General features: G+C 59.8%; 18 protein-coding genes. 8 read left to right on the top strand and 10 right to left on the bottom strand.

The window, feature by feature from the left end:
• The first annotated feature begins 342 nt into the window (after nucleotides 1–342).
• Both HQ945_RS10025 and dusA read left to right on the top strand, forming a co-directional pair.
• Nucleotides 343–1,233 (top strand): dihydrodipicolinate synthase family protein, encoded by an 891-nt coding sequence (locus HQ945_RS10025; protein WP_113280580.1) that lies wholly within the window; start codon nucleotides 343–345, stop codon nucleotides 1,231–1,233.
• A 129-nt stretch (nucleotides 1,234–1,362) separates the two neighbouring features.
• Entirely contained in the window at nucleotides 1,363–2,364 is a 1,002-nt protein-coding gene (gene dusA, locus HQ945_RS10020) for a tRNA dihydrouridine(20/20a) synthase DusA (RefSeq protein ID WP_246272638.1), read from the top strand.
• Between the two features lie 94 nt (nucleotides 2,365–2,458).
• On the opposite strand, the gene HQ945_RS10015 is transcribed toward dusA, so the two are convergent.
• From HQ945_RS10015 to cobS, 3 genes are read right to left on the bottom strand one after another with little or no spacing between them, the layout of a single operon-like run.
• Nucleotides 2,459–3,163, bottom strand: a complete 705-nt coding sequence (locus tag HQ945_RS10015; protein ID WP_174208062.1) for a TIGR02281 family clan AA aspartic protease — start codon at nucleotides 3,161–3,163, stop codon at nucleotides 2,459–2,461.
• 5 nt (nucleotides 3,164–3,168) lie between these two features.
• Nucleotides 3,169–3,402 (bottom strand): DUF1289 domain-containing protein, encoded by a 234-nt coding sequence (locus HQ945_RS10010; protein ID WP_113280582.1) that lies wholly within the window; start codon nucleotides 3,400–3,402, stop codon nucleotides 3,169–3,171.
• Nucleotides 3,403–3,421: 19 nt separating this feature from the next.
• Nucleotides 3,422–4,189 (bottom strand): adenosylcobinamide-GDP ribazoletransferase, encoded by a 768-nt coding sequence (cobS, locus tag HQ945_RS10005; RefSeq protein ID WP_174208061.1) that lies wholly within the window; start codon nucleotides 4,187–4,189, stop codon nucleotides 3,422–3,424.
• A 125-nt stretch (nucleotides 4,190–4,314) separates the two neighbouring features.
• Between cobS and cobT the strand changes: the two genes are divergently transcribed.
• Nucleotides 4,315–5,334 (top strand): nicotinate-nucleotide--dimethylbenzimidazole phosphoribosyltransferase, encoded by a 1,020-nt coding sequence (gene cobT, locus HQ945_RS10000; protein WP_027231720.1) that lies wholly within the window; start codon nucleotides 4,315–4,317, stop codon nucleotides 5,332–5,334.
• A gap of 30 nt (nucleotides 5,335–5,364) precedes the next feature.
• Here cobT and HQ945_RS09995 read toward each other — a convergent pair whose 3' ends face one another.
• Together HQ945_RS09995 and HQ945_RS09990 are read right to left on the bottom strand one after the other, a co-directional pair.
• Nucleotides 5,365–5,811: a DoxX family protein gene (locus HQ945_RS09995; RefSeq protein ID WP_027231719.1), complete on the bottom strand. Its 447-nt coding sequence runs from the start codon at nucleotides 5,809–5,811 to the stop codon at nucleotides 5,365–5,367.
• 88 nt (nucleotides 5,812–5,899) lie between these two features.
• Nucleotides 5,900–7,420: a sensor histidine kinase gene (locus tag HQ945_RS09990; protein ID WP_113280584.1), complete on the bottom strand. Its 1,521-nt coding sequence runs from the start codon at nucleotides 7,418–7,420 to the stop codon at nucleotides 5,900–5,902.
• A 157-nt stretch (nucleotides 7,421–7,577) separates the two neighbouring features.
• Between HQ945_RS09990 and HQ945_RS09985 the strand changes: the two genes are divergently transcribed.
• From HQ945_RS09985 to HQ945_RS09970, 4 genes are all read left to right on the top strand, one after another.
• Nucleotides 7,578–8,219, top strand: coding sequence for a thermonuclease family protein (locus HQ945_RS09985; protein ID WP_113280585.1), 642 nt, complete (start codon nucleotides 7,578–7,580; stop codon nucleotides 8,217–8,219).
• Nucleotides 8,216–8,827, top strand: a complete 612-nt coding sequence (locus tag HQ945_RS09980) for a glutathione S-transferase (protein WP_091922028.1) — start codon at nucleotides 8,216–8,218, stop codon at nucleotides 8,825–8,827. Before HQ945_RS09985 ends, HQ945_RS09980 begins: the two co-directional genes overlap by 4 nt.
• A 2-nt stretch (nucleotides 8,828–8,829) precedes the next feature.
• Complete coding sequence (locus HQ945_RS09975) at nucleotides 8,830–9,450, top strand: uracil-DNA glycosylase family protein (RefSeq protein WP_091922026.1); 621 nt, start codon at nucleotides 8,830–8,832, stop codon at nucleotides 9,448–9,450.
• Nucleotides 9,451–9,641: 191 nt separating this feature from the next.
• Complete coding sequence (locus HQ945_RS09970; RefSeq protein WP_027231714.1) at nucleotides 9,642–10,121, top strand: Lrp/AsnC family transcriptional regulator; 480 nt, start codon at nucleotides 9,642–9,644, stop codon at nucleotides 10,119–10,121.
• A gap of 19 nt (nucleotides 10,122–10,140) precedes the next feature.
• Here HQ945_RS09970 and HQ945_RS09965 read toward each other — a convergent pair whose 3' ends face one another.
• A complete protein-coding gene (locus HQ945_RS09965) occupies nucleotides 10,141–11,010 on the bottom strand; it encodes an NAD(P)-dependent oxidoreductase (protein ID WP_027231713.1) in 870 nt (289 codons plus the stop codon).
• 61 nt (nucleotides 11,011–11,071) lie between these two features.
• Here HQ945_RS09965 and HQ945_RS09960 point away from each other — a divergent pair, with 61 nt between their 5' ends.
• Nucleotides 11,072–13,531: a penicillin acylase family protein gene (locus HQ945_RS09960; protein ID WP_174208060.1), complete on the top strand. Its 2,460-nt coding sequence runs from the start codon at nucleotides 11,072–11,074 to the stop codon at nucleotides 13,529–13,531.
• Between the two features lie 7 nt (nucleotides 13,532–13,538).
• Here HQ945_RS09960 and HQ945_RS09955 read toward each other — a convergent pair whose 3' ends face one another.
• The 4 genes from HQ945_RS09955 to HQ945_RS09940 form a co-directional block, all read right to left on the bottom strand.
• Nucleotides 13,539–14,159: a glutathione S-transferase family protein gene (locus tag HQ945_RS09955; protein WP_027231712.1), complete on the bottom strand. Its 621-nt coding sequence runs from the start codon at nucleotides 14,157–14,159 to the stop codon at nucleotides 13,539–13,541.
• A 27-nt stretch (nucleotides 14,160–14,186) separates the two neighbouring features.
• Nucleotides 14,187–15,023 (bottom strand): ABC transporter permease, encoded by an 837-nt coding sequence (locus HQ945_RS09950; RefSeq protein WP_113280587.1) that lies wholly within the window; start codon nucleotides 15,021–15,023, stop codon nucleotides 14,187–14,189.
• The gene (locus tag HQ945_RS09945; protein ID WP_027231710.1) at nucleotides 15,020–15,733 is read right to left on the bottom strand and encodes an ABC transporter permease; all 714 of its coding nucleotides are present in this window, start codon (nucleotides 15,731–15,733) and stop codon (nucleotides 15,020–15,022) included. Before HQ945_RS09945 ends, HQ945_RS09950 begins: the two co-directional genes overlap by 4 nt.
• A gap of 122 nt (nucleotides 15,734–15,855) precedes the next feature.
• The gene (locus HQ945_RS09940) at nucleotides 15,856–16,647 is read right to left on the bottom strand and encodes a transporter substrate-binding domain-containing protein (RefSeq protein ID WP_027231709.1); all 792 of its coding nucleotides are present in this window, start codon (nucleotides 16,645–16,647) and stop codon (nucleotides 15,856–15,858) included.
• Nucleotides 16,648–16,653 lie beyond the last annotated feature (6 nt).

Genomic DNA, 16,653 nt, shown 5'->3' with positions numbered 1-16,653 from the left:
ATCAAGTTGATACCAAAGCTCGTGTCCCCGCAGCAGGGATATTCCTGTTCGTTTGATCACGCAAAATCGATATGCAATCGAACCGCCGGTTCGGAAATCGCTGTTGCGGTTTTGACACGCGGGGTAATGACTTGGTTTCGTCGGGGCGCAATTGCCCAAACAATAGGGCTTTGCGTAACACGATAAAGAATTAGGCAAAATTAGACTTTAGTCTCTGAATTGGATGTCCCGGAGTGCATTAACGGCTAAATCCGCCTGGTTTTCATACATGTTCATTGTATATCGATGTATTAAGACGATCAGTCTTAACGAATTCAGGTTGATTCAACCGAGGGAAAAACTTTGCTGTTCCATGGTCTGTCCGCATTTCCGATTACGCCTGCAGATGAGAGCGGGCACGTTAACGTCGAATCGCTTTGCAGGCTGCTGGAGCGGCTGGAGCGCGCCGGCGTCGATTCTGTCGGCCTTCTCGGCAGTACCGGTTCCTACATGTACCTTTCGCGTGCTGAAAGACGCCGGACGATCGAGGCGGCGAGGGAATGTCTCGGCGGGCGGGTGCCCGTGATCGTCAGCGCCGGCGCCTTGAGGACGGGCGACGCCGAGGATCTCGCGCGCGACGCCAAGCGTGCGGGTGCAGACGGCCTTCTTCTCGCCCCGGTCTCCTATACCCCGCTGACCGATGACGAAGTGCTTCAGCATTATAGTGGCGTCGCCGGCGCCACCGATCTTCCCCTGTGCGTCTACAACAATCCGGGCACCACGCATTTTACGATCAGCAATGCCCTGCTCGCACGCATGGCCGCGGTACCGAATATCGTGGCAGTGAAAAATCCCGCGCAGCCTTTACCGGAGATGCGAGCGGTGCACCAAGCGCTTGAGGCCCAACTCCCTGTCGGGTTTGCCATTGGCTATAGCGGCGACTGGAATGCGCCGGGGGCGCTGCTTGCCGGCGGGGCCGCGTGGTACAGCGTGGTTGCCGGGCTGCTGCCGGTACCATCGCTGAAACTGGCGCGTGCCGCAAAGGTCGGTAATGTCGCCGAGGTCGAGCGCATAGATGGCCTATTCGCGCCCCTCTTTGCCTTGTTCAAGGAGCTTTCGAGCTATCGGGTGGTTCATGCCGCGGCAAATGCCATGGGGCTTGCGACCACAAAGCCGCCGCTGCCCATCTTGCCGCTTTCCACCGCCGATCAGGACCGCATCATGACGGCAATCAGCGCATTGGATACGGTTTGAGCCTTGTCCAGCGCTGATCCTGCGCTAAATAGCCGGTGATGGACCTTGCGCTGCAGGGCGTGGTAAAGAGCCGCGAAGGCGCAAGGCCCTAAAAGGCGTGCGCTCAACTTAACGACCTGGATGAATTTGATGGCAAACCTCTATGCCAGCGGAGAAAATATCTTCGCCGTGGCCCCGATGATCGACTGGACCGATCGGCATTGCAGAATGCTGCATCGCCAGTTCACGCGCCGCGCGCTGCTCTATACCGAAATGGTCGTCGCTGATGCTGCCATCCACGGCAAGCGCGAAAAAATCCTCGGTTTCGACGCCGAGGAGCATCCTGTTGCGCTGCAGCTTGGCGGATCGGACCCGTCGAAGCTGGCGCAGGCGGCAGCCATCGGCGAGGCCATGGGCTACAAGGAAATCAACCTCAATGTCGGTTGCCCGTCGGACCGCGTGCAGTCGGGTGCGTTCGGCGCCTGCCTGATGCAAACGCCTGAGATCGTCGCGGCTTGCATCGACGCGATGAAACAGGCAGTGGCGATACCAGTGACCGTCAAGTGCCGGATCGGCGTCGATGACCAGGACACGCAAGCCGCCCTCGACGATCTGACGGGCCGTGTCTTTGCGGCAGGGGCGGATGCCTTGTGGGTGCATGCGCGCAAAGCCTGGCTCAAGGGCCTTTCGCCAAAGGAAAATCGCGAGATTCCACCGCTCGACTACGACCGCGTCTATCGCCTGAAGCAGGACAATCCTGCGAAATTCATTGGCATCAATGGCGGTATCCAGTCGCTCGCAGAGGCTGAACGGCACCTGCAGCACGTTGATGGTGTGATGGTCGGGCGCGCGGCCTATCAGGATCCGCTGCTTCTCCTCGATGTCGACCGCAGGATCTATGGCGAGCCGACGGTTTCGCCGACGATCGAAGGCATCATCGACCACATGTGCGCCTATTCCGATACGCATATTGCCCGTGGTGGACGGCTCTCGCACGTCACACGGCACATGGTCGGTATGTTCCATGGCGCTCCCGGCGCGCGCCGGTGGCGTCAAATGCTTTCCACGGAGGCCAATCGCGTTGATGCCGACAGCTCGGTGATCCGCCGCGCCTATGAGGGCATCGGCAACGCTGCCGCCGAGGCGGCGTGACCGGGAGGAGGCGATCGCCGTCGTCATCGGGCTCTTTTCTCAGGACCCACTCGTCCTTCAGAATTCACCAGTGTACTTGCGGACGGCAGTGAGACTAATCCGAAAGTACCAGCCGGTCGCCGCGCATCGAAAAGCCGCTGAGTGAGTTGAGAAAGTTCATCCCGAGCAGGCTGCCGTCCATGCGGCCGTCCTGAATCACCATGGCGCGGACGTTGCGCCGCTCGATAGCGCCGATCTTGACCTCGTCCAGGGTGACGTTGGCGGTCTTCGCCATGCCGTTTGCGGTCAGCACGGACGTGGCATAGGCGAGCTTGTCAGGATCGAGGCCGGCACGGCGTGCATCCCCGGCCGAAAGGACGATGGAGGAAGCGCCGGTATCGACCATGAACGGCACCGTCGCGCCGTTGACCTCGCCGCGCACCTCGAAATGACCGCTTTCCGATTTCGCCAGCGTCACGGTGATCAAACCATCGGCATCACGGTTGGAGATCGGGCTGCCCGGAATAAGGCCGGCCGTGATGCGATGGCCGACATCCTGCAATTCATAGCGATATTGATAACCGGCAACGAGGGCGAGGATGATAACGATCCAGATTGCCATGCTGCGCAGGAAATGGCCGAGCCGGATACCTGAGCCGAGAAGCGCAGAGGCGAGCACGATGCCCCAGATGCCCATATAGGCAAAGCGGGCAAAATCGTCATTGGCCATGCCGAAGGTCGAGCCGGCGTCACTGTTGGCCATCAGAAGGAGCAAGGCTGCGCCGACCAGTGCAATGATAATCCAGAATAGCCGGCCCATGCTGGTCAGGCCTCCTCTTCGCGCTCGCGCGCCATGCGGCTGCGGCGGGTTTCGCGGCGGGGACGCCGCTCGACAGTTTCGAGGCGGGACGGCAGGACCGCCATGATCGCGCGCCGGACTTCCGGCGAAGAGGTCGACCATGCCCCGATTTCCTCGCGCGTGCGACCGCAACCGAAGCAGTACCCGGTCTTCATGTCGATGGCGCAAACGAGGATGCACGGTGACTCGATGATGCTCATGTTTCAACAATTGGTATTATCAGAGGACAATGACAAGCCCAAGCAGCAGGGAAATAGAGACGAACTGCTGCAGGGCTCCCAGTGTATCGCCGGTCTGGCCGCCGATCTTTGCGCGGCAGAGAGCGGCAAAGCCGAAATACGCAAGGGTGGCCAAGGCGCCGGCGGCGATGACTGCGAGCACGCCGGCTGCAAAGCCATAGCCTACCGCAAGCACGAAGCCGCCTATGGCGAGGGCGGAATTGGCGGCATTTGTGGTCGGAACGCCAGCCTGGTCGGCAACGCCGCCAGAACGGGCCGAGGGCAGGCTCTGCCAGAACTTTGCAAGTGCAGCGCGGCTCGCGGCCTCGGTTCCAATAAGAACGGCGAGCGCCTGCAAAGATCCGACTTCGCCGATGACCGTTGCAAGCAATGCAGTACGCAGGAGCACACTGAAGATAAGGGCGAGGGTGCCATAGGAGCCGATTGCCGAATCCTTCATAATTTCCAGCCGGCGCTGCGGCGAGTTTCCGCCATAAAAGCCGTCGGCCACGTCGGCGAGGCCGTCTTCATGCAAAGCGCCTGTCGTCACGACCAAGACAGCGGTGACGAGCAGCGCGCTTGCAAAGGCCGACAGCGACCATGTCACCAACAACACAAGCGCCGCGGGCAGGGCGATGATCATCCCGGCGAGGGGAAAGCCGCGCACCGAACTTGCCAGCGCGCCGTCATAATCGCGGAACCAGCGCGACGAAACCGGCAGTCGCGACAGGAAAGCGAGCGCCCGCATCGTCTCGTTGAGCAAATCCATGCCGCACACCTCTCAATATGGAAGCCGCGACACTCTGTGGCGCGTGTTGACCTTTGCCTTTTTCGATCCAGCGCTTATAGGACGTGGACTTCTAATTTGCCATGAAGACTTGACCGCAAGGGACCATCATGACCACTGGCCTGCCGTTTGACGATTTTCGCACGCTGATCGAGACATTGCCCGGACCCGACGAAGCCGCCGTCGCGGCCGTGCGCAAACGCGATGCGACGCTGACGAAACCGCCTGGCGCGCTTGGCCGCATGGAAGAGATCGTTGAGTGGCTCGCAGCATGGACCGGCCGTTCGCGCCCGCAGGTCACGCGTCCGCTGGTCGCGGTCTTTGCCGGTAATCATGGCGTCACCGCCAAGGGGGTTTCGCCATATCCGTCGTCGGTCACCGCACAGATGGTCGAGAATTTTGCCGCGGGCGGCGCTGCAATCAACCAGATTTGCATCGCCTACGATCTCGGCCTGAAGGTCTTCGACCTCGCACTCGAATATCCGACCGCGGACATCACCGAGGAAGCGGCAATGGATGAGAAGACCTGCGCGGCGACGATGGCGTTCGGCATGGAGTCGATTGCCGGCGGCACCGATCTTCTTTGCATCGGTGAGATGGGCATTGGCAATACGACCATTGCCGCCGCGATCTTCCATGGCCTCTATGGCGGCACGGCTGAAGAATGGGTCGGCCCGGGCACGGGCGCCGATGGTGAGGGCCTGCGTCGCAAGATCGAAGCTGTCCGCACGGCAGTTGCCTTGCATGCCTCACATCTCAAGGATCCGCTCGAACTCCTGCGCCGGCTCGGCGGGCGCGAGATTGCTGCCATGGTCGGCGCCATCCTCGCAGCGCGCGTCGAGAAAATCCCCGTTATCATCGACGGCTATGTTGCGACTGCCGCCGCTGCGATCCTCCACCGCGCCAATCCGCAGGCGATCGATCATTGCCTTTTCGGGCATGTCTCGGCGGAGCCGGGCCATCGCAAGGTTCTCGAACAACTCGGCAAGAAGCCGCTGCTCGACCTCGGGATGCGGCTCGGCGAAGGCACCGGCGCGGCGCTTGCCGCCGGCATCGTCAAGGCCGCAGCGCTTTGCCACTCCGGCATGGCGACCTTCGACCAGGCGGGCGTCAGCAACCGCGATTGACATAGGCCCGCGCAAGCGGGCCTTCGTTTTTTAGAATTCCTTGCCAATCCTCGCGTCGAGCGAGTGACGGCTTGCGCCTCGAATGACGAAGAAAAACAGGATAGCCGTCCAGAGGATCGACTTTTCCGAGCCGCCCCAACCCTGTCCCTGCACGATCCAGTGGTAGTAGATGGTGACGAGAAGAACGATCGTCGTTGCGAAGGCGGCGGGGCGCGTCAGTAGCCCGAGCACGAGCAGAATGCCCCCGAAGAACTCTGTGGCAGCCAGGAGAGGCGACCAGAAGACGCCGGGGTAGAAGCCGAGCCCCTCGACCATGCCGACTGCGCCGAGAGGATTGGCGATCTTGCCCGATCCGTGGACGATAAGCGCCGCACCGGCGACGACACGCAGGATCGTCTCGGAAAGGTCACCGAGCGACTGGTAGATGCGGCCGAGCGCCGGGATGATGAGAGGGCGGTCATTGCCGTTGGCGTTCATTGGTTACCCGTTGATTTCGTTGCGTTAACGCCAGCAATGCAGACGCTCTCACGCCAGGGCAAATGACAATAAATTGAAGTGGAGTATTCTAAGCAGCTTTTCGCTGCGGGTGGCCCCTGTGCCTGGCCTCGTCAGCAATGACACGGCTGCGCGGGAATGTTGCAAGGGCCTCGGTGCCCTCCCGCAGTTTCGAGAACAGGTGGAACTGGCCATCGTGCAGGTTGACGAGGGCCTGGACGATCGGAAGGCCGAGGCCGGTTCCCTGTTCGGCATTCTTGATGGCGATCGAGCCCTGACCGAACGTCGAGAGGACGACGGGAATTTCCTCCGGCGGAATGCCCGGACCATTGTCGCGGATCGTCAGATATTGACCGCCGCCCGCTGTCCAGCCAACCTTGATGTGGACGCGCCCGCCGGTCGGGGTGAACTTGATCGCATTGGCCATGAGATTGAGCACGATCTGGCGGATCGAACGTTCGTCGGCCTTGATGCGCAGCATGCCCTTCTCGAACTGCGGAACGATAGTGATATCCTTGTTGCGCGCCTTGAGCTTCATCATGTGGATGCATTCATTGGCGATATCGGCGAGAAGCAAAGGCTCCTCGTTGATCGTGTACCGGCCAGCCTCGATGCGGCTCAGATCGAGAATCTCGTTGATCAAATTGAGGAGATGCTCACCGGATGCATGAATGTCGCTTGCATATTCGCGGTAGGTGCCGTTCTCGATCGGCCCAAGCACTTCCTTGGCCATCACTTCGGAAAAACCGAGAATGGCATTGAGCGGCGTGCGCAGTTCGTGGCTCATCGAGGCGAGGAAGCGTGATTTCGCAAGGTTGGCTTCTTCGGCGCGCCTGCGCCCTTCGTCGGACATGGCATTGGCTGTTTCAAGTTCAGCGATCAGCGCGTCCTTTTCCGCCTGGAGAGCCAGCGTTATGGCGACGGACTGGTTAAGCCGGAGCGCTACGAGGTAGAAGAAGATGAGGCCGGCAAACAGCATGACCACCATGATGGCCGATAGCGGACTGCCGAGTTGCTTGGCCGCAAGCAGCGTATAGGCAACGACAGGCAGCGTGAAAGCGGCAAGGATCGCGGCGCGCAAGGCGGAGGTGACGATGGCCGTTATCGCCATTGCGAGGATGATCACCACGGCCTTGACGACCGGGTAGTAGCTGATGCCGCATGGCGCGCAATCGAGAACGGCGAAATAGGCCCAGCCAATGCTGGTCATGAAGTGACCGCCGAGAAAAATCATCTGCCATTTGTGGACGTGGCGATTGGCGATGCCGCGCTTTGCCAGCCTGCGCGCCAGCAAGCCGAGAAGCATGTAAAGGCCCATGGTGACCAGGGCCCAGACGATGATGCTGCCGCCAAAACCCGAGAAGACGCCGACACCGGCGATCATGACGATCAGGAGCGGGAAGGTTGCCGTGTTCACGATCAGGGCGCGCGTGTGCATGAAGAGCAATTCGCGCTCGAGATGGTTGCCGCCGGCGCGTTCCATCAACTGGTCACGCGCACCGCGCATGACGGCCGACAGGTCCTTGTTGCGCGGCAGCTTGCGCCGGTCAACAATGTTCTTGTCTGCTGAGATTGCGTCGAGCGATGCCATATGCCTCGTTCCAGATGGCCCAAATCTGCACTTGTCGGCAGCATTGCATCGCAACCCTATTCAGAAATGATTAATAGAGAATCAAACCCATTGCTGCGATTCGAATGATTGAAGCCAGGCACGAGCGCCAGATGCCGAAAACTCTTACGGTTCGCCAATGAGCAGCTATCGCAGGTATCGCCGCCGATGGCCGCTGCCTGCCCGGGCGCAGCGCCCGCCTTGGCGCCGTGCGTTCGATTTCGCGCTGATGATTGTCTTCTTCGCGCTTGTGGCACTGCTTGCGGCGCGGCTGAACGTGCGTCCGCCTGCGGAATTGTTAGCCGGACGGGCATACGTCATCGATGGCGACACAGTCTCGATTGCCGGCAATCGCATCCGTCTCAAGGGGATCGATGCGCCGGAGCTTGCGCAGGATTGCGGGAATGGGCAGGCTGCGACGGGCTGCGGGCATGCTTCGCGTCAGGCGCTGATAGGCTTCGTCGGTGGACGGGATGTCCGCTGCGAGGCATCCGGGAAAGACAAATACGACCGGACGCTCGCCACCTGTTATTCAGGTGGCATCAATCTCAATCGCGCTATGGTCGAGGCTGGACAGGCAGTCGCTTATGGCGATTATCATGACGTTGAAGCGAGCGCGATACGGGCGAGGCGGGGTCTATGGGCCATTGAATTCGAGACTCCGCAGGATTGGCGCAGGGAACATGAGGCGGCTGCCAACGAACAAGCGCCGAAATCCTTGCCAGGTCCCGTCGATCAGCTTTTTGCCTGGCTCGGCCGGCTATTGGGAGGACTGTGGTGAAACTCTATGATGGAGGGCGAGCGCCCAACCCGCGCCGATTGCGGATTTTCCTTGCCGAGAAGGGCATCGAGGTGCCGCTGGTTCCAATCGATATGGGAGCGATGGAGCACAAGTCCGCCAGGATCACAGCGCTCAATCCGCTGCAGCGCCTGCCGATCCTCGAACTCGATGACGGCACGATCCTGACCGAGTCAGTGGCGATTTCCCGCTATTTCGAGGAGATGCACCCGGAGCCTCCGCTCTTCGGCGTCGGCGCACTTGGCAAGGCCATGGTGGAAATGTGGAACCGGCGTGTCGAGCTCTATCTCATGGCGGCGATCACCGCCGCCTTCCGCCATACCCACCCCGCCATGATCGAATGGGAGGTGCCACAGGTTCCCGCGTGGGGCGAAGCAAACCGGCCCAAGGCCTTGCAATATATGAAGATCATGGATGACCAACTGGGACGGAACGAGTTCATTGCCGGGAGCCGATTCTCCATTGCCGACATCACCTTGCTCGTTGCAACAGACTTCCTGAAGCCGGCCAAGTTGCAGATACCAGAGGAGTTGGAGCATTTGCGCCGTTGGCATGTTGCGGTATCCGGCCGGCCAAGCGCCAAGGCGTGACAATGTCCGCCGTAGACCTTGGCGCGCTTTCGGCCGAGATCAAGACGTGCCGGATTTGCCGGGATGCTCCGCGCTACGGCCCGGCGCTGCCGCATGAGCCAAACCCGGTCTGCATTCTTTCATCCACGGCGCGCATTGCCATTTGCGGGCAGGCGCCCGGCATTCGCGTGCACAATTCTGGAATCCCGTTCAATGACCCTTCGGGTGACCGGCTGCGCGAGTGGCTGGGTGTCGACCGGACGACTTTCTATGATCCCGGCAAATTCGCCATCGTGCCGATGGGCTTTTGCTTTCCCGGCTATGATGCGCATGGCAGCGACCTGCCGCCAAGGCGCGAGTGCAGGGAAACCTGGCACGAGCGCGTTTTCCGCTCGATGCCGCAACTCGAACTGATCTTGACGATCGGCCAATATGCTCAGGCCTATCACCTTCGTGACCGGCGCCGGCGCGGCATGACGGCGACGGTTCTGAACTGGCAGGATTACTTCGTCGCAAGCACCAGTCCGGCAATTTTGCCGCTGCCGCATCCATCCTGGCGCAATAGCGGGTGGCTGAAGAAAAACCCATGGTTCGCAGATAACGTTCTTCCGGCGCTGCGGGAGAAGGTCAGGATTCTAACTTAGTGAATATATGCACGAAATTTTTTTGAGAATTGCAAAGATTGGAATAATTTTCTTGTACGCTCGATGATTATCAGACCATAAAGTATCTCATTCCAGAGCATGAGCCAAAACCGAACGGTTTGTGCGCAAATTCAAACAATACTGCGTTGTTTGTGCGGCCAGCGGGCAGCGCGCAGTAAGGGGAACACGCAATGGACAGACTCGACCGGAAGATCCTTCGCCTTTTGCAGGAAGACGCAACGCTCGCGGTGGCGGATGTCGCCAAGAAGGTGGGGCTTTCGACGACGCCGTGCTGGCGGCGCATCCAGAAGCTCGAGGAAGACGGCGTGATCCAGCGCCGCGTCGCCATCCTCGATCCCGTGCGCGTCAATACGCGGGTGACTGTTTTCGTCTCGATTCGGACCGGCTCGCACTCGAACGAGTGGCTGAAACGCTTTTCGGAGGTGGTGCAGGACTTCCCCGAAGTCGTTGAATTTTATCGCATGAGCGGCGACGTCGATTATCTCCTGCGCGTGGTCGTGCCGGATATTGCCGCCTATGACGCCGTTTATAAGCGCCTGATCACCAAGATCGACATTCGCGACGTTTCCTCGGCTTTCGCCATGGAGCAGATCAAATACACGACGGAATTGCCGCTCGACTATATGAGCATCGAGAAGGAGCCGGCCTGAGTTCAGGCCGGGTTCTCGCCTATTTCTCGAGCCGCGCCAGGAGCGATGACGTATCCCAGCGGCTGCCTCCGATTTCCTGCACGTCCTTGTAGAACTGGTCGACCAGCGCAGTAACCGGCAGCTTGGCCTTGTTGCGTTCGGCTTCCGCCAGGCAGATGCCAAGATCCTTGCGCATCCAGTCCACGGCGAAGCCGAAATCATACGTGCCGGCATTCATGGTCTTGTGGCGGTTTTCCATCTGCCAGGATCCGGCCGCGCCCTTGGAAATGACCTCGATCACCTTTTCGATGTCGAGACCGGCCTTCTTGCCGAAGTGAATTCCCTCGGCGAGGCCCTGGACGAGGCCGGCGATGCAGATTTGGTTGATCATCTTGGTGAGTTGCCCCGCACCGGCAGAACCCATGAGGCCGACCATCTTTGCAAATGATTCAATGACCGGCTTTGCCTGCTCGAAGGCGTCCGCTTCGCCGCCGACCATCACCGTCAGAGCACCGTTTTCCGCGCCTGCCTGTCCGCCCGAAACCGGCGCATCGAGAAAGTGGAAGCCTCGCTTGCGCGCTTCCGCATCGAGTTCACGGGCGACTTCAGCTGAGGCCGTCGTATTGTCGATAAAGATTGCGCCCTGCTTCATCCCATGAAAGGCGCCGTTTTCGCCGATTGTCACGGAGCGCAAATCGTCATCATTACCGACGCAGGAGAAGACGAAATCCTTGCCTTCTGCGGCTGCCGCAGGCGTCGGCGCGTGACTGCCGCCAAATGCGTCGGCCCATTTCTCCGCCTTCGCATTGTTGCGGTTGAAGACAGTAACATCATGGCCGCCGCGTGATTTCAGGTGACCGGCCATCGGGTAGCCCATGACGCCGAGGCCAATAAAAGCGACTGTTGCCATTGCGTAAATTCCTCTGTCAGATAGGTCGTTGTGTAAGTGTGCTTCGGGGGACGTTAGGACAATGCGGCGTATCATCAAAGGCCTATTGTGGATTGTCTTCTCGCTCATCCCCATAGCATTGCTTGCTTCAGTCCTCGCCTATGTCTGGTTTGCCCGCTCGGTTACGCCGGCCGCAGGCGAAGCGACACTTGCGGGCCTGTCAGCGCCCGTCAGCGTTACCCGCGACAGGAATGCCGTTCCGCACATAAGCGGCAGCTCGGTCGAGGATGTGCTGATGGCGCTCGGTTTCGTCCATGCCCAGGAGCGCATGTGGCAGATGGAAATGAACCGCATGGCGGGGCAGGGCCGGCTTTCCGAGATATTCGGCGACAAGACCATTTTCACTGATCGCTTCATCCGGTCGATTGGTCTTTACGAATCGGCTAAAAGCTCGGTCGCATCTCTGGACGCGGCGGATCGTGGCAAGATCGACGCCTATGTGCACGGAATCAATGCGTTTATCGATAGCGCGCCGCCGACGTTCGGCTCCAAATACTCACCGGAATTCGTAATCCTTGGTCACAAGCCGGAGAAATGGACGGCTGCGGACGTCATCGTAATCCTGAAGCTGATGTCGGTGTCGCTCGGCGCCAATATCGATGACGAAGTCCTGCGCCTGAAATTCGCCCGGCTCGGGATGAGCGATGCGGAGATCACCGATCTCGAGCCGCCGGTCGAGGGCGATACGCCGCCGCCGCTCCCGGATGTGCGGCAGATACTCGGCCTTCAAACCGGAACGTTGAAAGCCGGAGCATCGGAAGCCGAACGCCGCTACGCCGCGCTCAACGACGTCGTCTCCACTGGAGCATCGAACAACTGGGTCGTTGGCGGTGCACGCACCGAGACCGGCAAGCCGATTCTCGCCAATGATCCGCATCTTGGCTTGAGCGCGCCCGCCATCTGGTATCTCGCTCATCTGCAGGTGAAGGCGGGCGACGGCACGGTGAAGAATCTCGTCGGCGTTACATTGCCCGGCGCGCCGCTTGTCCTCCTTGGGCGTAATGACAAGCTGGCATGGGGTTTCACCAATGCCGGCGCCGACGTACAGGACCTCTTCGTTGAAAGGATCAATCCAGCCAATCCGGACGAGTACCAGACACCGCAAGGTTTTCAGGCCTTCGACAAGAGACGGGTCGACATCAAGGTAAAGGGCGGAGAGAGCGTCAGCTTCGACCGCCTCGCGACGCGCCACGGCCCCGTCCTCCCCGCCGATTATCGCGGCCTCGACCATTACATGCCGGAAGGCACGGTCGCGGCCCTGTCATGGACCGCGCTATCGGGCGACGACAAGACGATCGCGGCGGGCTTCAAGCTGTGGGATTTTGCAACGGTCAGCGACTTCCAGAATGGCATGCAGGATTTCATCACACCGATGCAATCGATCGTTATCGCCGATGTCGACGGCAATATCGGGATGATTGCGCCCGGAAGGGTGCCGGTGCGCGATCCCGCCAACCAGATCATGGGGCGAACTCCATCGCCGGGCTGGGATGCTACCTACGATTGGAAGGGCTTCATTCCCTATGGCGAACTGCCACGCGTCGACAGTCCAGCCGATAATGTGCTCGCCACCGCCAACACCAAGATCGTCGATTCGAGCTATCCGCATTTCCTCACCTTCGACTGGGATGAGCCCTGGCGACTCAATCGCATCAAGACCCTAGTGTATGGCGCAGACGGACAAACGCTGGAGAGCAATCGCAAGGTGCAGGGCGACGCCCGCAGCGATGGCTTTGCAGTGCTCCTGCCGGTGATGCTAAAGGCCCTGGAAGGCCGCAGCGACGTTGATCAGGATGCTTTGGCAAGGCTCAAGGGTTGGGACTTCGTCGAGGATCGCGCCAAAATAGAACCGTTGCTCTTCAATGCCTGGCTGCGCATTGCGATCAAGCGGATTCTCGAGGACGATCTCGGCGATGCGCTGCCCTCCTATTGGCAGGCCCATGTCACCGCCATGCTGCGCTGGCTTGGACCAGGGGCGGCACGCGACTGGTGCGATGACCGGCGGACCCCGGAGAAGGAAAGCTGCGGCGATATTCTGGCGCTGTCGCTCAAGGATGCGCTCAAGGATCTCGAAACGCGGCTTGGATCGGATCGCAGGGCGTGGACCTATGGCGCGCTGCATTATGCCTATGGGGCGCATCGGCCGTTTTCGCAGGTCAGCCCGCTCGACCGGATATTCAATGTGACCGTCCCAGCTTCCGGCGGGGCCTTCACGCTCGACCGCGGCAAGTCTGCCTACACCGACGAGAGCAATCCCTACCGGGTGACCCACGGCACGAGTTACCGTGGATTGTTCGATCTAGCCGATCTTGACCGCTCGACGTACATCCAGACGACAGGTCAGTCAGGTAACGTGTTCTCGTCAAACTATCGCGACTTTGCCGAGACATGGGCAAACACCGGAGCAATTACCATCCCGACCGACGAGACCGCCTATCAGGATGGTTTGCTGGGTGTTTGGAGCCTGAAGCCGGGGAAGTGAGAACGGTTCAAGTCAGAGGCGTCATCACGGACTTCTGATAGGCCGGGCGCTGTTTCAGCCGTTCATACCAGGCGGCAAGGTTGGGATGGTCGGGCCTTTCGATCGGCATTTCGAACCAGGCATAGGCAACGCAACCGAGCGGAATATCGCCGACGCCGAGCGTCTCGCCTGACAGGTAGGGGCTGCGCGCCAGCGCTGCGTCGACAATGGCGAAGAGCCGTGAGCACTCTTCAACGCCCTTGGCTTTTGCCGCGTGATCCTGTTCCTCGGGCCGCAGGCGAACCGTGTTCCAGAAAACGGGCCGGAATGGTCCGGCCAGCGTCGATATCTGCCAGTCCATCCAGCGCTCGGCAAGCGCCCTTGCCGCTGGATCGGCCGTTAAGAGCGACGATTGACCGTACTTGGCGGCAAGATAGCGAACGATGCTATTGCTTTCCCAAAGCACCAGGTCGTCATCCTCAAGCGTCGGAACGAGGCTGTTGGGGTTCTTTGCCCGATATTCGGGATCGGCGACTATTCCGTAGGCGCCGCCGGCGGGGATGTTCTCATAGGCGACGCCGACTTCTTCGGCGGCCCATAGCGCTTTCTTGACATTGGTCGAGTTTATGCGACCCCAAATCTTCAACATGGCCGGAAATCACTTCTGCAGGGGAGTTTATCGGATGAGATGGCGCGTGATGCGTCGCTCCATCCAATCCCATACGTGGCGCAGGATTTCCACCAAAATAAGATAGATGATGGCTGCCCAGAGATAGGCCTGAAAGTCGAAGGTGCGGGAATAGGCAAGGCGGGTATAGCCCATCAGGTCGTAGACCGTGATCAGCGCGACGATAGCCGAGCCCTTGATCATCAGGATCACTTCATTGCCATAGGGACGCAAGGCGACGATCAGTGCTTGCGGCAGGATCACCTTGCGGAAGGTGACGAACTTCGAGACGCCGAGTGATGCGGCACCTTCCCATTGGCCAAGTGGGACGCTTCTGATGGCGCCGCGCAGGATTTCCGCCTGGTAGGCTGCAGTGTTCAGCGAGAAGGCGAGCAAAGCGCAGTACCAGGCCTCACGCAGGAAGACCCAGAGGCCGATCGCCTCCAGAAACGGCTTGAATGAACCGAGGCCGTAATAGATCAAAAACACCTGCGCTATCAGCGGCGTGCCACGGAAGAAATAAACATAGCCATAGGCAATCGACGCGATAATGCGGTTTTTGCTCAACCGGCCTAGGACAACCGGTACCGACAGAATCGCGCCAAGGATGATCGACGCCGTGACAAGGCCGATCGTTGTTTTCAGACCGGCCCAGTAGCTCGGCGCATATTTCCCGATGACCTCCGGATCCCAGGCCGTATAGAGGTAAAATACAAGGCCGAGGATCAGAGCGGCCCACAGCGCCACCAGCCCGTTACCGATGATACGTGGTTTCGTCCAGCGCCGGGGTGGGGCAGGCGGGCGCATCGTTGTCGGCGCCGGCGCGTTGATAAAGGTCTGGGTCATCGCTTCACCCCGCTCTTGGCAGCCCAGCGCTCAATGCCGTCGATGAAGAAGGAAGAGACGACAGCGAGGACAAGATAGATCATGCAGGCTGTGCCGAAGAACAGGAAAGCATGCTTGGTTACCCGAGCCGCAACGCCGGTCTGGCGCAGTATGTCGGCAAGGCCGATTGCGGAAACGAGTGCTGTATCCTTGAGAAGGATCATCCAGAGGTTGGCAAGGCCAGGCAGCGCGATACGGATCAACTGCGGCAGGATGACCTTGCGCATCGTCTGGCCGTTTGAAAGGCCGATGGCATAGCCGCCCTCATATTGGCCTTTCGGGATTGCCCGGAACGACGAGAGGAACACCTCGCTGGCGTAGGACGAAAACACCACGCCAAGCGCGAACATGCCGGCGATAAACGAATTGATTTCAACGGTACCGGTATAGCCGACAAGCACCGCGAGTTTCTGGATACCGATCTGCGCACCGAAATAGACGACGAACAGCGTGAGCAATTCGGGCAGGCCGCGGAATATTGTCGTGTACATGTTGGAGGCAAGCCTGACCGACGGTTCGGGCGATTGCTTGCCAAGCGCAACAAAGAAACCGATCACCAGCCCCACGGGCAGTGTCGCCAGCGCCAAACTTACCGTCACGAGGACACCGCTGGCAATGCTCGGGCCCCATCCGCCCTCGCCAAAACCGAGTAATGCTATTGAGCCTTCCATAGGCGACTTTCTTTTTCGCGGGCAATTCCCCAAGGCCCTTTAGTCCGGCCTGCCCGTCATTCTTGAAAGATCGGCGAATGGCGGCTGACCGCCATTCACCCTTTTAGGTCAGATCAAACGGCTCAGTTCTCGCCGCCGTAGACGTCGATCTTGAAGTACTTGTCGTTGATTTCCTTGTACTTGCCATTCGCGCGAATGGCTGCGATCGCGGCAGTGAACTTGTCGGCGAGGGCGGTGTTGCCCTTCTTGACGGTTACGCCGGCACCTGGGCCGTGGATCGCCGGGTCAGGCGTGACCGTGCCAAGGAGCTTGCAGCATGCGCCCGCATCGCTATCGAGCCACTGGCCGAGAACGACCACGTCATCCATGACCGCATCGACACGGCCGTTGGAAATGTCGAGCTTGTACTCATCGGCAGTCGGATACATCTTCACTTCCGAACCGGCATATTTGGACTGCGCATAGTTCGAATGGCTGGTCGAAGCCTGAACGCCGAGGGTCTTGCCCTTCAGTGCTTCCGGAGTGATGTCCTTGACGTCGGAATCCTTCGGAACTGCAATGCCGGGGGGCGTATTGTAGTACTTCTTGGAGAAATCTACCTTCTGAAGGCGTTCGGGCGTGATCGACATGGACGCGATGATCGCGTCGAACTTGCCGGCCTGCAGAGCCGGGATCATGCCGTCCCAATCCTGTGATACCCAGGTGCACTGCGCCTTCATCTCTTCGCACAGCGCATTGCCGATATCGATGTCGAAGCCTACGAGCTTGCCATCTGGGGTGAGGTTGTTGAAGGGCGGATAAGCGCCTTCGGAAGCAATCGTCAGTTTCAGGGCGTCCTCTGCGTGGGCCGCACCCATTGTGAAAGCAATGGCTGCAGCGGAAAACGCAAGTGCCAGACGCTTGGTGATACGCATATATTT

It is taken from the genome of Phyllobacterium pellucidum, assembly GCF_013327855.1.
Lineage (GTDB): Bacteria > Pseudomonadota > Alphaproteobacteria > Rhizobiales > Rhizobiaceae > Phyllobacterium > Phyllobacterium pellucidum.
The sequence above is the reverse complement of the archived record's forward strand: the minus strand, read 5'-3'. Positions and strand labels throughout refer to the sequence as shown.

Coding starts and splice junctions, on each gene's coding strand:
- dusA (WP_246272638.1), top strand. CDS start 1,363: ATGGCAAACCTCTATGCCAGCGGAGAAAATATCTTCGCCGTGGCCCCG.
- HQ945_RS10015 (WP_174208062.1), bottom strand. CDS start 3,163: ATGGGCCGGCTATTCTGGATTATCATTGCACTGGTCGGCGCAGCCTTG.
- HQ945_RS10010 (WP_113280582.1), bottom strand. CDS start 3,402: ATGAGCATCATCGAGTCACCGTGCATCCTCGTTTGCGCCATCGACATG.
- cobS (WP_174208061.1), bottom strand. CDS start 4,189: ATGGATTTGCTCAACGAGACGATGCGGGCGCTCGCTTTCCTGTCGCGA.
- HQ945_RS09995 (WP_027231719.1), bottom strand. CDS start 5,811: ATGAACGCCAACGGCAATGACCGCCCTCTCATCATCCCGGCGCTCGGC.
- HQ945_RS09990 (WP_113280584.1), bottom strand. CDS start 7,420: ATGGCATCGCTCGACGCAATCTCAGCAGACAAGAACATTGTTGACCGG.
- HQ945_RS09985 (WP_113280585.1), top strand. CDS start 7,578: ATGAGCAGCTATCGCAGGTATCGCCGCCGATGGCCGCTGCCTGCCCGG.
- HQ945_RS09975 (WP_091922026.1), top strand. CDS start 8,830: ATGTCCGCCGTAGACCTTGGCGCGCTTTCGGCCGAGATCAAGACGTGC.
- HQ945_RS09970 (WP_027231714.1), top strand. CDS start 9,642: ATGGACAGACTCGACCGGAAGATCCTTCGCCTTTTGCAGGAAGACGCA.
- HQ945_RS09965 (WP_027231713.1), bottom strand. CDS start 11,010: ATGGCAACAGTCGCTTTTATTGGCCTCGGCGTCATGGGCTACCCGATG.
- HQ945_RS09960 (WP_174208060.1), top strand. CDS start 11,072: ATGCGGCGTATCATCAAAGGCCTATTGTGGATTGTCTTCTCGCTCATC.
- HQ945_RS09955 (WP_027231712.1), bottom strand. CDS start 14,159: ATGTTGAAGATTTGGGGTCGCATAAACTCGACCAATGTCAAGAAAGCG.
- HQ945_RS09950 (WP_113280587.1), bottom strand. CDS start 15,023: ATGACCCAGACCTTTATCAACGCGCCGGCGCCGACAACGATGCGCCCG.
- HQ945_RS09945 (WP_027231710.1), bottom strand. CDS start 15,733: ATGGAAGGCTCAATAGCATTACTCGGTTTTGGCGAGGGCGGATGGGGC.
- HQ945_RS09940 (WP_027231709.1), bottom strand. CDS start 16,647: ATGCGTATCACCAAGCGTCTGGCACTTGCGTTTTCCGCTGCAGCCATT.